This is a genomic window from Streptomyces lunaelactis (assembly GCF_003054555.1).
In the GTDB taxonomy this organism is placed as follows: domain Bacteria; phylum Actinomycetota; class Actinomycetes; order Streptomycetales; family Streptomycetaceae; genus Streptomyces; species Streptomyces lunaelactis.
In genome coordinates this window covers 5,899,207-5,913,495 of record NZ_CP026304.1, presented here as the reverse complement: position 1 = coordinate 5,913,495, position 14,289 = coordinate 5,899,207, and the positions used below count along the sequence as shown (strand labels likewise).

The 14,289-nt window shown below is 68.9% G+C and carries 9 protein-coding genes; 7 read left to right on the top strand and 2 right to left on the bottom strand.

Annotation, left to right across the window (positions count from 1 at the left end; translation table 11 throughout):
* Positions 1 to 116: 116 nt before the first annotated feature.
* The 4 genes from SLUN_RS27440 (at position 117) to SLUN_RS27425 (ending at position 3,969) form a co-directional block, all read left to right on the top strand.
* A complete protein-coding gene (locus SLUN_RS27440; protein ID WP_108154963.1) occupies positions 117 to 1,478 on the top strand; it encodes an extracellular solute-binding protein in 1,362 nt (453 codons plus the stop codon).
* Positions 1,475 to 2,341 carry a carbohydrate ABC transporter permease gene (locus SLUN_RS27435; protein ID WP_175312972.1) on the top strand — a complete coding sequence of 289 codons (867 nt, stop codon included), beginning with the start codon at positions 1,475 to 1,477 and terminating at the stop codon, positions 2,339 to 2,341. Before SLUN_RS27440 ends, SLUN_RS27435 begins: the two co-directional genes overlap by 4 nt.
* Positions 2,341 to 3,165, top strand: a complete 825-nt coding sequence (locus SLUN_RS27430; protein ID WP_108152668.1) for a carbohydrate ABC transporter permease — start codon at positions 2,341 to 2,343, stop codon at positions 3,163 to 3,165. The genes SLUN_RS27435 and SLUN_RS27430 overlap by 1 nt, the downstream gene beginning before the upstream one ends.
* A 192-nt stretch (positions 3,166 to 3,357) precedes the next feature.
* Entirely contained in the window at positions 3,358 to 3,969 is a 612-nt protein-coding gene (locus SLUN_RS27425) for a helix-turn-helix domain-containing protein (protein WP_254708534.1), read from the top strand.
* Between the two features lie 21 nt (positions 3,970 to 3,990).
* On the opposite strand, the gene SLUN_RS27420 is transcribed toward SLUN_RS27425, so the two are convergent.
* Positions 3,991 to 5,016, bottom strand: a complete 1,026-nt coding sequence (locus SLUN_RS27420) for an ATP-dependent 6-phosphofructokinase (protein ID WP_108152666.1) — start codon at positions 5,014 to 5,016, stop codon at positions 3,991 to 3,993.
* Between the two features lie 462 nt (positions 5,017 to 5,478).
* Between SLUN_RS27420 and pta the strand changes: the two genes are divergently transcribed.
* The 3 genes from pta to pyk all read left to right on the top strand — a co-directional run bounded on the left by pta (position 5,479) and on the right by pyk (position 10,351).
* A complete protein-coding gene (gene pta / locus SLUN_RS27415; protein WP_108152665.1) occupies positions 5,479 to 7,560 on the top strand; it encodes a phosphate acetyltransferase in 2,082 nt (693 codons plus the stop codon).
* Positions 7,557 to 8,846: an acetate kinase gene (locus tag SLUN_RS27410; protein ID WP_108152664.1), complete on the top strand. Its 1,290-nt coding sequence runs from the start codon at positions 7,557 to 7,559 to the stop codon at positions 8,844 to 8,846. The genes pta and SLUN_RS27410 overlap by 4 nt, the downstream gene beginning before the upstream one ends.
* Positions 8,847 to 8,920: 74 nt before the next feature.
* Positions 8,921 to 10,351, top strand: coding sequence for a pyruvate kinase (pyk, locus tag SLUN_RS27405; protein ID WP_108152663.1), 1,431 nt, complete (start codon positions 8,921 to 8,923; stop codon positions 10,349 to 10,351).
* A 111-nt stretch (positions 10,352 to 10,462) separates the two neighbouring features.
* Here the strand turns inward: pyk and SLUN_RS27400 are convergent, their stop codons facing one another.
* Positions 10,463 to 13,951 (bottom strand): CARDB domain-containing protein, encoded by a 3,489-nt coding sequence (locus tag SLUN_RS27400; protein WP_108152662.1) that lies wholly within the window; start codon positions 13,949 to 13,951, stop codon positions 10,463 to 10,465.
* Positions 13,952 to 14,289 lie beyond the last annotated feature (338 nt).

The window sequence follows — 14,289 nt, the reverse complement described above, 5'->3', positions numbered from 1 at the left end:
AACGACCTTGCCCTGCACGGGGATTGCCTTGTGAATGGGCCGGTCCTACGGTCACCGGGCAGCCCCCGTGGCCCGAGGCCCGCCTCGGAGCCCCCGGCTCAGAGGAGGTCGTGCTCGTGCGCCCCACCGCCCCACTCATCCTCATCACCGCCGTCACCGCGCTCGCCGCAGGAACGCTCACCGCCTGCGGCGGCGGCTCCGGCGGCGACCGCGACACCGTCAAGGTCGTCTACAACCGGTCCACCGACAACAAGATCCGCTTCAAGGACGCCCACCTCGAAGCCGCGAAGAAGCAGTTCGAGAAGGACCACCCGGGCAAGAAGATCAAGCTGATCCCGGTCCAGGCCCCGGACAACGACTACGCCACCAAGGCGCAGCAGATGATGCGCTCCCCGAAGACCGCCCCCGATCTGGTCTACGAGGACACCTTCCGTATCAACTCCGACATCAAAGCGGGGTACTTGAAGTCGCTGGACGGCTATCTCCCCGAGTGGGACCAGTGGAGCCAGTTCGTCGACACGGCGAAGGCGGCCGCCAAGGCGGAGGACGGCAAGACGTACGGCATCCCGGACGGCACGGACACCCGCGGCCTCTGGTTCAACAAGGCGATCTTCGCCGAGGCCGGTCTGCCAGCCGACTGGCAGCCCAGGAACTGGGCGGAGATCCTGCAGGCGGCCCGTACCGTCAAGCGGAAGGTCCCCGGCGCCATTCCGCTCAATGTCTACACCGGCAAGGGCCCAGGCGAGGCGGCCGTGATGCAGGGCTTCGAGATGCTGCTGTACGGCACCGGGGCCGATCCGCTCTACGACCCGTCCGCCAAGAAGTGGGTCAGCGCGGGCAAGGGCTTCCAGGACTCGCTCGACTTCGTGCGGACGGTGTACGCGGAGAAACTCGGCCCGGACGTCACCGACGCGCTCGACCCCAATGTCGGCACCCGGGTCGCCACCGAGTGGTTCCCCGAGGGCAAGCTGGCGATCTCCCTGGACGGCTCCTGGATGGGCCAGAACTGGATCAACAAGGGTCCCAAGGAGTGGCCGGAGTGGAGCAAGGAGCTCGCCCAGACCCCGATGCCGACCCAGAACGGCCAGGCGCCCGGCAAGGTGTCCATGTCCGGCGGCTGGGCCTGGTCGGTTCCACAGAAGGCCAAGAACCCCGACCTGGCCTTCGACTTCGTCAAGACGCTGCAGACCAAGGAGAACGCGACGCGGTGGTGCGTGGTCGCCGCGCAGATCGCGGTACGCAAGGACGTGGCGGCGGACCCGGGATATCTGAAGTCCATGCCGGGCATCGACTTCTTCACCGGGCTCGTCCAGTACACGCACTACCGGCCCGCGCTGCCGGTCTATCCGCAGGTGTCGACGGCGATCGGCGAGGCGATGGAGAAGGTGACCACGGGTGACGCCTCGGCGGCTGACGCGGCGAAGGCGTACAACGACCAGCTGAGGACCATCGCCGACGGCGCGGTCGTCTCCAAGTGAGCGCAAAACGAACGGGGTTGTGGCGGTGGGCGCCGATCGCCCCCGCCACCGCCCTGCTGCTGCTCTTCCTGGCCGGACCCATCGGCTACTGCGTCTGGATCGCCTTCACCAACACCCAGCTGACGGGGGCGTCGGGCTCCGACTTCGTCGGCCTGGACAACTTCCGCCGGGCCTTCGCCGACGACAACTTCCGTAACGCCGTCCGGCTCACGCTCGTCTTCACGTTCATCTCGGCGGTCATCGGCCAGAACACGCTGGGGCTCGCGCTGGCGGGACTGATGCGGGCCGCGTCCCGTCCCGTACGCACCGTCACCGGCACGCTCGTGATCACCGCATGGGTCCTGCCGGAGATCGTCGCGGCGTTTCTGCTGTACACGTTCTTCCGCCGGGAGGGGACGCTGAACGCGCTGCTGGACTGGCTCCATCTGCCGGGCCAGAACTGGCTGTTCACGCTGCCGATCCTGGCGGTGTCCTTCGCCAACGTCTGGCGCGGCACAGCCTTCTCGATGCTGATCTACTCCGCCGCGCTCGCCGAGATCCCCCGCGACATCACGGAGGCAGCGGAGGTCGACGGCGCGAGCGGGCCGCGCCGGGTCTGGCACATCACACTGCCGATGATCCGCCGCTCCATCGGTACGAATCTGATGCTGAACACGCTCTCCACCCTCTCGGTCTTCGGCCTGATCTGGGCGATGACGCGCGGCGGTCCGGGCAACCGCAGCCAGACCCTGCCGGTGTTCATGTACGACCAGGCGTTCCTGAAGAGCCTGATCGGCTACGGCACGGCGGTGGCGCTGCTGCTCCTGCTGGTGGGCTCGCTGTTCTCGATCGTGTATCTGCGCCTGATGAAGGTGGAGGTGTGATGCGCCGGACCACCCGCGCCCGGCTCGCCGCCAACGGTGCCCTGCTGCTGACCGCGGCGGCGTTCGCGATCCCGCTGGCCTGGCTGCTGCTGGCGTCGGTGAACGCGGAGGCGGACCTGCGGGTGCGGATCCCTTCGTCCGTCACCGCGGACAACTTCGACGCGGTGCTCACGGACGAGATCACGTTCACGCCGATGCTGAACAGCCTGGTGCTGTGCGGCGGGGCGACGCTGCTGACGGTGGTGTGCGCGGCGCTGGCGGCGTACCCGCTCTCGCGGCACCGCTCGCGCTGGGGCCGGCCGTACCTGCTGACGATCCTGTTCACGACGTGTCTGCCGATCACCGCGATCATGGTTCCGGTGTACGGACTGTTCGTGCAGGTCAATCTGATCGACACGATGTACGGCACGGGGCTCTTCCTTGCCACGTCCCAACTGCCGTTCTCCATCTGGCTGATGAAGAATTTCATGGACGGCGTCCCGGTGGTCCTGGAGGAGGCGGCCTGGACGGACGGCGCGTCGAATCTGCAGACGCTGGCCAGGGTCGTACTGCCGCTGATGGGGCCGGGCGTGACGGTGGTGACGATCTACACCTTCATCCAGCTCTGGGGGAACTTCTTCGTCCCGTTCATGCTGATCCTGTCCCCCGAACAGCTGCCGGCGTCGGTCTCGATCTTCACCTTCTTCGGGAACTACGGTTCGGTGATCTACGGGCAGCTGGCGGCGTTCTCGATCCTGTACTCGGCGCCGGTGCTGGTGCTGTACGTGCTGATCTCACGGAGGCTGGGGGGCGGGTTCGCACTGGGCGGCGCGGTCAAGGGGTGATCGGCCAACCTGTATCGTCACGTGACGTTACCAAGTGGTAACGATCAGCTCAGAGGTTCCTACGATAAGTCGCTCTGGGGGAACGCACCGTAGTCGCCGCCCCCTTCCGCCCCCTAGCGTGTGCGCGTGCACCACACCCCTACTCCACGCTTCAACGCCCTCGCCGCGCGCCGCCTGCGCGAAGCCCTGGGTATGGCGCCAGGCCATGTCGCGTACGGCCTCCGCGCCCAGTACGGGCTCCAGATCACCCCGGACACGGTGCTCACCTGGGAGCGCGGGCTCCGCGCGCCCACCTCCCATGAACTCACCGCGCTCGCGGGGGTTCTGTGGTGCGCGCAGAGCGAGCTGCTCGCCGCGGCGAGCAGCCTGCGCGAGCACCGGATGGCGCAGGACATGGCCCCCGACGAACTGGCGCGGCGGGTGGGCGTGGACGCCTCCGCGTATGTCCGGATGGAGGAGTCGGGCCGCTGGCGGGGCAACGAGCGGCAGACCGCGGCGCTCGCCGAGGTGCTGTACCTGACGCCCCGCGAGCTGCTGACGGCGACCGGCCAGGACGACGAGCTGGCGGGCCTGCTGCGGGACGCGGTGAAGGCGCGCTGGCAGGCGTATGTGCGCCCGGTCGCGAAGTTGCTTCCGATGGACCGGAACGACCTGGAGCACGTACTGCAGCAGCTGCACGCCGACTACCAGTCCCGGATGGTGGCGACGCTGAGCTGGGGCTCGGCGTCGCAGGACACGGGCGAGGCGGGCCGGGAGTTCCTGGAGCGGATACTCGAGCACTTCTGGGACGTGGCGCAGGGCTAGGCGGCCCCGGGGAAGGCCGGGTCAGAAGACCGACTCGGCCTCGTGCATCCGGTCCGTCGGCACCCGCTTCAGCTGGGTGACCGCCTCGGCCAGCGGCACCATCGTGACGTCCGTACCGCGCAGCGCCGTCATCATCCCGAACTCACCGCGGTGCACCGCCTCCACCGCGTGCCAGCCGAAACGCGTCGCCAGCACCCGGTCGTACGCGGTCGGCGTGCCGCCACGCTGCACATGCCCGAGAATGACCGGCCGCGCCTCCTTGCCGAGTCGCTGCTCCAGCTCCGCGGCGAGGCGGTTGCCGATGCCCAGGAAGCGCTCATGACCGAACTGGTCGATCACGCCCTTCTGGTAGTCCATCGAGCCCTCCGCCGGGTGCGCGCCCTCGGCGACGCAGATGACCGCGAACTTCTTGCCGCGCGAGAAGCGCTCCTCGACCATCTTGACCACGTCCTCGACCTGGAAGGGCCGCTCGGGCAGACAGATACCGTGCGCGCCGCCCGCCATGCCGGACTCCAGCGCGATCCATCCCGCGTGCCGGCCCATGACCTCGACGACCATGACGCGCTGGTGCGACTCGGCGGTCGTCTTCAGACGGTCGATGGCCTCGGTGGCGACCGTGACGGCGGTGTCGAAGCCGAAGGTGCGGTCGGTGGCGGAGATGTCGTTGTCGATGGTCTTCGGTACGCCGACGACGGGCATCCCGGCGTCCGCCAGCATCCGGGACGCGGTGAGCGTGCCCTCGCCGCCGATCGGGATCAGCGCGTCGATGCCGTACTGCTGCGCCAACTCCGCGGCGGTCTCGGCGGCTTCGCGCAGCCGGCCGCGCTCCAGGCGCGCGGAGCCCAGGACCGTACCGCCGCGCGCGAGAATGCCGCTGACCGCGTTGAGGTCGAGGGGACGGTAGTGGCCGTCGAGAAGCCCCTTGAACCCGTCCTCGAAACCGATGACTTCATCGCCGTGCCCGGTCAGGGCGCGATGCACGACCGACCGGATCACTGCGTTCAGGCCGGGGCAGTCGCCGCCTGCGGTGAGAACTCCGATGCGCATCGTGCTGTGTCTCCTGCTCGTCAGTGGTACACGTGAGCCCACGTTCGATTGTTCCACGGAGTTGCGGGACCCCGCGCTGTCAGCTACTCCGCCGGATGGCACTTGGACCCTGCTCGCGCGCCCTTGGACCGGGGCCCGGCCGGCGGGCGCTCTGAGCGGCCCCGGGGAAGTCCGGGCGGCGTCGCGGGCCGATGGCTGTCGCCTGGCTGCGTTGTCGTCAGTCGCCGACGCTCCGCGTGGACTCCTTCCTCCGCCTTGCCAGACTCGGCCCTCGACCCGCTCCTTCACCCACCCGGACTTCCCCGACACCGCTTAGCTACCCGCGGAGGTATTGTCAAGAGGGCCATGCCGCCCCCGAGCGGCTCTTTCGCACGCCCCGGAACCGGCCACGATTTGCCGGATTCAGCCCGATATGTACGCCACAGCGTGGGCGTACGCCACACCATGGACGGGAGAGCACGCGTGACGCGCAGCGTGTACGTGACCGGGATCGACCGCGGAGACGGCCGCCAGGTCGTCGAGCTGGGAGTCATGGAGCTCCTGACCCGCCAGGTGGACCGGGTGGGAGTGTTCCGCCCGCTCGTGCACGACGGCCCCGACCGGCTCTTCGACCTGCTGCGTGCGCGCTACCGGCTCTCCCAGGATCCGGCGACGGTGTACGGCATGGACTACCACGAGGCATCGGCGCTCCAGGCGGAGAAGGGTACCGACGAGCTGGTCTCCCAGCTCGTCGAGCGCTTCCTGCGGGTGGCGCGGGAGTACGAGGTCGTGCTCGTCCTCGGTACGGACTACTCCGGCACCCAGCTCCCCGACGAGCTGGCGCTCAACGCCCGCCTGGCCAATGAGTTCGGCGCCTCGGTGATCCCGGTGGTGGGCGGCAAGGGCCGGACCGCCGAGTCGGTGCGGGCGGAGACCCGTAACGCCTATCGCGCGTACGAGGCGCTGGGCTGCAATGTCCTCGCCATGGTCGTCAACCGGGTCGCCGCCGAGGAGCGCGCGTCCATAGCCGAGCGGCTGGCGGCCCGCGTCCCCGTGCCCTGCTACGCGCTCCCCGACGACCCGGCGCTCGCCGCGCCCACGGTCGCCCAGATCACCCATGCCCTGGGCGGCACGGTGCTGCTCGGCGACGACGCGGGCCTGGCCCGGGACGCGCTGGACTTCGTCTTCGGCGGTGCGATGCTGCCGAACTTCCTGAACGCCCTGACCCCCGGCTGCATGGTGGTCACCCCCGGCGACCGCGCCGATCTGGTGGTGGGCGCGCTCGCCGCGCACTCCGCGGGCACGCCGCCCATCGCGGGCATACTGCTGACGCTGAACGAGCGGCCGAGCGAGGGGATCCTCACTCTGGCGTGCCGGCTCGCGCCCGGCACCCCGGTGATCTCCGTCGCCGGCAACAGCTTCCCCACCGCGGCCGAACTCTTCGGGCTGGAAGGCAAGTTGAACGCCTCCACGCCGCGCAAGGCGGAGACCGCGCTCGGCCTCTTCGAGCGCCATGTCGACACCGGAGACCTGCTGGCCCGGATCGCGCTGGCCCGCAGCAGCCGGGTCACCCCGATGATGTTCGAGCACGATCTCCTTGAGCAGGCCCGCGCCGACCGGCGCCGGGTCGTGCTGCCCGAGGGCACGGAGGAGCGGGTGCTGCGCGCCGCCGACGTACTGCTGCGCCGCGACGTCTGCGATCTGACCCTGCTCGGCGACACCGAGGTCATCCGCAGGAAGGCCGCGGACCTCGGCATCGACCTGAGCTCCACCCAGCTGATCGACCCGGTGAACTCCGAGCTGCGCCAGGGCTTCGCCGAGCTGTACGCGCGGCTGCGCGCCCACAAGGGCGTGTCGGTGGAGCTCGCGTACGACGTCGTCGCCGACGTGAACTACTTCGGCACGCTGATGGTCCAGGAGGGCCTGGCCGACGGCATGGTCTCGGGCGCGGTTCACTCCACGGCCGCGACGATCCGCCCCGCCTTCGAGATCATCAAGACCAGGCCGGACACGTCGATCGTGTCCTCGGTCTTCTTCATGTGCCTCGCCGACAAGGTGCTGGTGTACGGCGACTGCGCGGTCAACCCGGACCCGAACGCCGAGCAGCTCGCGGACATCGCGGTCCAGTCGGCGGTGACGGCGGCCCGCTTCGGTGTGGAGCCGCGGATCGCGATGCTCTCGTACTCCACGGGCACCTCGGGCTCCGGCGCGGACGTCGACAAGGTGCGCGAGGCGACCAAGCTGGTGCGGGAGTCACGTCCGGATCTGCGGATCGAGGGCCCCATCCAGTACGACGCGGCGGTCGCGCCGTCCGTCGCGGCGACGAAGCTGCCGGACTCGGAGGTGGCGGGCCGGGCGACGGTGCTGATCTTCCCGGACCTCAACACCGGCAACAACACCTACAAGGCCGTGCAGCGCTCGGCCGGCGCCGTCGCCGTCGGGCCGGTGATGCAGGGTCTGCGCAAGCCGGTCAACGACCTGTCGCGGGGCGCGCTGGTCAGCGACATCGTGAACACGGTCGCGATCACCGCGATCCAGTCCCAGGGTGAGGAGCTCCCCGCATGACCGCCATCCCCGCCGCCACCCCTCCCGCCACCCCTCCCGCTGCCCGTGCCGCTGCCCGTGCCGCCACTCGCGTCCTCGTCCTCAACTCCGGCTCCTCGTCGGTGAAGTACCAGCTTCTCGACATGCGCGACAGTTCGCGGCTGGCGGTCGGTCTCGTCGAGCGGATCGGCGAGGAGACGTCCCGGCTCGTGCACACCCCGCTGACCGGCGACGGCGCCGAGAAGCGCGAGCGCACCGGCCCGATCGCCGACCACAGCACGGCCCTGAAGGCGGTCGCCGAGGAACTGGCGCACGACGGGCTCGGCCTGGACTCCCCCGAGCTGGCGGCGATCGGCCACCGGGTGGTGCACGGCGGGCTGCGGTTCACCGAGCCGACCGTGATCACCGAGGAGGTGCTCGCCGAGGTGGAGCGGCTGATCCCCGTCGCCCCGCTGCACAACCCGGCGAACGTCACCGGCATCCGTACCGCCCGGGCCATGCGCCCCGACCTCCCGCAGGTCGCGGTCTTCGACACCGCCTTCCACACGACGATGCCGGAGGCGGCGGCGCGCTACGCGATCGACGTCGAGACCGCGGACACCCACCGGATCCGCCGCTACGGCTTCCACGGCACCTCGCACGCGTACGTCTCCCGCAGGACGGCTGCCCTGCTGGGCAAGGACCCGTCCGAGGTGAACGTGATCGTGCTGCACCTCGGCAACGGCGCCTCCGCCTCGGCCGTCGCGGGCGGCCGCTGCGTGGACACCTCGATGGGGCTGACGCCGCTGGAGGGTCTGGTGATGGGCACCCGCTCCGGTGACATCGACCCCGCGGTCACGTTCCATCTCAAGCGGGTCGCGGGAATGTCGGTGGACGAGATCGACGAACTGCTCAACAAGAAGAGCGGTCTGGTCGGTCTGTGCGGCGACAACGACATGCGGGAGATCAGCCGCCGGATCGAGGAGGGCGACGAGCGCGCGCGGCTCGCCTTCGACATCTACATCCACCGGCTGAAGAAGTACATCGGCGCGTACTACGCGGTGCTCGGCCGGGTGGATGCGGTGGTGTTCACGGCCGGGGTCGGTGAGAACGCGGCGCCGGTGCGGGAGGCTGCCGTGGCGGGGCTGGAGGAGCTCGGTCTGGCGCTGGACGCCGAGCTGAACGCCGTACGGTCCGACGAGGCGCGGATTATTTCGGCGCCGTATGCCCGAATTGCGGTGGCCGTGGTCCCGACCGATGAGGAGCTGGAGATCGCCCAGCAGACATTCGCCCTGGTCACGGGCGCTTCCGAGGCGGGCAACGCCTGAGCGGAACACCGCCCATTTGTACTTTCCACCAGACGGAATATTCCGCGTCGAAACAAACCGATAGGATCCGCCTTATGCGCCGTTCCAAAATCGTTTGCACACTGGGCCCCGCCGTCGACTCCTACGAGCAGCTGAAAGCGCTCATCGAGGCCGGCATGAACGTGGCCCGATTCAATATGAGCCACGGAACCCACGCTGAGCACGAGGAGCGGTACCACCGCGTGCGCAAGGCGTCCGTGGACACCGGCCGCGCCGTGGGCGTGCTGGCGGACCTCCAGGGTCCCAAGATCCGTCTGGAAACCTTTGCCGAGGGACCGGTCGAACTGGTCCGTGGCGACGAGTTCACCATCACCACCGAGGATGTCGCCGGCGACAAGTCGATCTGCGGCACCACGTACAAGGGTCTGCCCGGGGATGTCTCCAAGGGCGACCAGATCCTCATCAACGACGGCAATGTCGAACTGCGGGTCGTCGCGGTCGAGGGCCAGCGGGTGAAGTCGATCGTCGTCGAGGGCGGTGTGATCTCCGACCACAAGGGCATCAACCTGCCCGGCACGGCGGTCAACGTCCCCGCCCTGTCCGAGAAGGACGTCGAGGACCTCCGCTTCGCGCTCCGTATGGGCTGCGACCTGGTCGCGCTCTCCTTCGTACGGGACGCGAGCGACATCAAGGACGTCCACAAGGTGATGGACGAGGAGGGCCGCCGCGTCCCCGTCATCGCCAAGGTGGAGAAGCCGCAGGCCGTCGAGAACATGCAGGACGTCGTGATGGCGTTCGACAGCGTGATGGTGGCGCGCGGCGACCTGGCCGTCGAGTACCCGCTCGAGAAGGTCCCGATGGTGCAGAAGCGGCTCATCGAGCTGTGCCGCCGCAACGCCAAGCCGGTGATCGTGGCGACCCAGATGATGGAGTCGATGATCACCAACTCCCGCCCGACACGCGCCGAGGCGTCCGATGTCGCCAACGCGATCCTCGACGGCGCCGACGCGGTGATGCTCTCCGCGGAGTCCTCCGTCGGCGCGTACCCGATCGAGACGGTCAAGACGATGTCGAAGATCGTGGTCGCGGCGGAGGAGGAGCTGCTCTCCAAGGGCCTCCAGCCCCTGGTCCCGGGCAAGAAGCCGCGCACCCAGGGCGGCTCGGTGGCCCGCGCGGCCTGCGAGATCGCGGACTTCCTGGACGGCAAGGCGCTGGTCGCCTTCACCCAGTCCGGCGACACGGCCCGCCGCCTGTCCCGCTACCGCACCCAGCAGCCGATCCTGGCCTTCACGACGGACCCGGCGACCCGCAACCAGCTGGCGCTGAGCTGGGGCGTGGAGTCGTACGTGGTTCCGCACGTGGACAACACGGACGCGATGGTGGACCTGGTGGACGCGGAACTGCTGAAGCTCCAGCGCTACAACGAGGGCGACGTCATGATCATCACGGCGGGGTCCCCTCCCGGGGTGCCGGGCACGACGAACATGGTGCGGGTGCACCACTTGGGCGGAGAGTCGCGGGGCTGACGTCCCTTCTGACGCGGGTGGTGTCCCGGTCTGACGCGGGTGGTGCCCCGGCCTCTGGTGGAGGCCGGGGCACCGTCGCGTCTCAGGCGCGTGCCTCAGAGCTGCCGCTGATCACGGCTGTCGTGTGGCCGGATGGGGCACTCGCACACCCGCGGCCGGTCCCGCCGGTTTCGGCGCCTTGGCCCCTCCGGCAGCGCCATTGATCACGAACTGCGATCCCGGCTCGATCAGTACGTTGCCGTCCGCCGAGTTGGTGATGGTCACGTTGGTCAGCGTCGCGCTGCCGCGGGCGCCTCCCATGGCCAGGATCCCGGACCCGTTGTTGGACTTGTCGATCCGGACGTTGTTGATCGCGACGCCCGGCACCGATCCGCCTCCCGTCTTGAACTGGATGCCGTCGTACGTCGAGTCGTGGATCTCGGTGTCGCGGATGGTGACACCCGGGATGTCCTGGCCGGCCGCGAAGAGCGTGATGGCCCCGAACTCCTGGTCCTCGTTCCAGAACGCGCCTCCCGTGCGGTGCAGCGCGTTGTTGGCGATCAGCGTCTGCCCGGAGAAGGGCAGCGGGTCGTGGTCCGTGGCCAGCATGATGCCGGGGTAGTTCATCGTGTCGTAGATCAGGTTGTTCTCGATCGTGTTGCCGTAGCCGCCGTACACGGCAATGCCATTGGCGCGCCAGGGCAGTTGGATCGTGTTGTTGCGGAAGTGGTTGTCGTGCCCGATGTCCACCGACGGATCCTTCACATAACGGCTGGCCCACACTGCCAGCGCGTCGTCGCCGGTATTGCGGAAGTGGGAATTGAACACCGTCGAGTTCCGTGTGCCGTTGGCGAAGTTGACGCCGTCGGCATAGGTGTTGCGGATCCGCATGCCGCTGAACTCGAGCCCGTCACCGGGTCCCCACAGCTCCGGGATGTTGGAGAAGTCGCGGCCGACCCAGGCGCCGACGTTGGCGTGCTCGATCCAGACGTTGGTGATCTTGGTGTTCTTGCCGAACCGCCCGTTCAGGCCGACGCCGCCCTCGTGGTTGCCGTCTCCACCGCGGATGGTGCCGGAACCGAAGATGGCGATGTCGGAGATCTTGGTGTTGTCGTCGATGTCGAAGCCGAAGTTGCCCTCGTGCGGGTGGTTGATGCCGCCCGCCTGGTGCGGCGGGGTGAGCGTGTAGAGCTGCGAGTGCCACATTCCCGCGCCGCGGACCGTGACATCCCTGATGCCCACCTGGTTGAACTCGCCCCGGTTGAGCGGGTCGTCGGTCAGGATCTTCTGCTCCTGCCGCCACTGCCCGGCCGGGATCCACACGCAGCCGATCTCACCGTTCTGGTCCGCCGTCACCGCGCGCTGGATGGCGTCCGTGTCGTCGATGCCGTCGTTGGGCACGGCTCCGTACGACGTGATCGAGGTGCATCCGGCGGGCTGGCTCGCCGCCGGCGCCACCTGCTCCAGGTCGATGAGGTCGATGATGTAGAAGGGCGCCGAGTCGGTGGCGTCCCGCTGCAGCCGGAACTTCGTGCCCTCCGGATAGGTCTGCGCGAGCAGTGCGTGCGACTCGTCGAACAGCCGCCGGGCGTCGGCCCCCGGGTTGTTCGTCAGCCCCTCGGGCTGGTCGGTGTTGCCGTACAGCCAGCTGTGCTTGGAGGAGAGGTTCAGCTTCCGTACGAAGGTGTTGTTGACGTAGAGGCTGATGGTGGCCTCGTTGCCGCCGCCGCCCGGTGCGTCCGGGATGGAGTTGCGCACGACGATGGAGTTCGCCGCGCCGGTGGAGGTGAACTCCACGTACTGGCCCGAGGAGTTCAGCCGTACCGACTCGCGTCCGGACGACTCGGTGGCGAAGTTGGTGTGACCGAAGGTGCGCTTCTGGTCGGCATGCAGGAGCGTGCCCTGGTACTGGGCGTCCTCCGCCTCGTACTCGGCATACGGCACGGCGGCCCCGCGCCCGACCACGACGGAGCGGGCGAACACGTTGTTGTTCTCGTTGGTCTCGGCGACGACGCCGGTCGCGTCGGCCGTGGCGGTGAGGGTCGCTCCGCCGCTGGTGGCAGTCCAGCTGCCGCTGATGGCCGCGTTGACGGTGCCGCCGGCGGGGATCGCGCCGGTCGTGCCGTTGAGCGTGGTGCTCCCCACGGCCAGGCGGGTGACCGAGCCCGCGCTCACCGCGGCGGTCCCGCGGTTGTGCACCGCGACGGTGAACGTCACCGCTGCTCCGACGGCCGGGTTCGGGGGGTTGGAGGTGATTCCGGTGACCTCGAGGTCGGGGCCGGGGCTCTGTCCGACGACCAGATTGGTCGCTGCCGTACGGCTGTTGTTGCTGTTGTCCTGCTCAGGGATCGTGTCGGTCGGGTCGACCACTGCCGTGACGGTGTAGCTGCCCATCGGCCGCTTGCCGACCACGACCGGGACGGTCGCCGACGCGCCGGAGGCGAGCGCGCTGACGGGGGCACTGCCCGCGACGACGCCCGCCAGACTGACGTTCACGGTGGTCGCACCGGCGGCGGCCGTACCCGCGTTGCGCACCGTGGCGTTCACCGTGACCGAGTCGCTCTCGGACGGCGACGCGGGAGTCCACGCCAGCTCCGTGACGGTCAGGTCCGGGTTGGGTGCGGCGGTTCCGATGACCTGCATCTCGGCGGCCTGCCCGCCGGTCGCGCCGTTGTTGCTGAAGAACTTCAACTGCACATCGGCGTAGCCACCGCTGACCGGGATCGTCACGGTGTTCTGGTTCCCGGACGGATTGAAGCTGTAGTCGGCCCGGTCCTTGAGCGAAGTGAACCCGGTGCCGGACTGCTCACGGCCGAGCACCTGCACACTCTGCGTCCGTGTGCCCCATGCCCCGTCGGGGTTGAGCTTGATGACGACTGCCTCGAGGTCCGCGTTGGCACCGAGCTTCACGGTCAGCGTCGACGGGAAGCCGCTGGACTCCCAGTACGTGTTCACGCTGTCGTCGTTGGCGTTGGCCGCGACGTAGGTCTGAGTGGTCGAGGACGCTTCGATCGGCTTGTTACGGGCCAGGTTGGTGCCGGCCGGGGGCGGGTTGCCGGAATCCTCGCCGTATATCTCCAGCTCGGAGAGCTGCGCCGCGTTCCACCCGGTGTTGGCGGTCACATGCACGCGTACGTAGCGGACGTTCGTGGCGGTGAAGGCGACGCTGACGGTGTTGGCCGCGGCCGCGGCCGGGTTGAACACCCGGGCGGCCGGGGCGGAGAGAGTGCTGAATCCGCTCCCGTCCGTGCTCCCCTGCACGCTGAGGTTCTGGGTGCGCGCCTCCCAGGAGGACGGCAGCTTCAGCACCACTTCATTGACGCCGACGCTGCTCCCGAGGTCGACCTGAACCCACTGCGGAAAGGCACCGGCAGGGCCTTCCCAGTAGCTCTGCTGACTGCCGTCGGTGACGTTGGCAGCCGAATACTCCCTGTGCGATCCACTGGCCGTGGCGGCCTTGCCCAGGGCGAGGTTGGGTCCTTCCGCGGCGGAGGCGTTGAGGGCGTTGGGGGCGTCAGGGAAGGTCCCCGCAGCGGCGGTGACGGGCAGAAGCCCGACGACGATCAATCCGGCGAGCCCAAGGCCGGCGATGAGCCGCCGTCCGAGTTGCGTCCATCTCATGATGTCCTCTTTGTTCCGTGGGGTGCCGTGGGGCGGCGGAACCGGGACAGCGGTGCGACGCGCCGGTACCCGTGGGGGCGCGTTGCGCTTTGCGTCCCGCGGATACCGACGGGCGGCGGGCTGCCGGTGCGCCGGTGGAGGGCGAGCGTGGAACGGCAGCAGGCGAGTGAGCAGGGCACCTGCCGGGAAATCGCAGAGCTTGCTTACAAAATTGAGCGAATCAGTCAATGTTTTGCGGTACGCGAGTGACAGGTTTCTAGTAGTTATGAGATTTGTCAACGGCCCTGACAGGGCGAGTGGTTGGGAGGCGACTCGGCCGGTTCATAGAGCAACCGGGA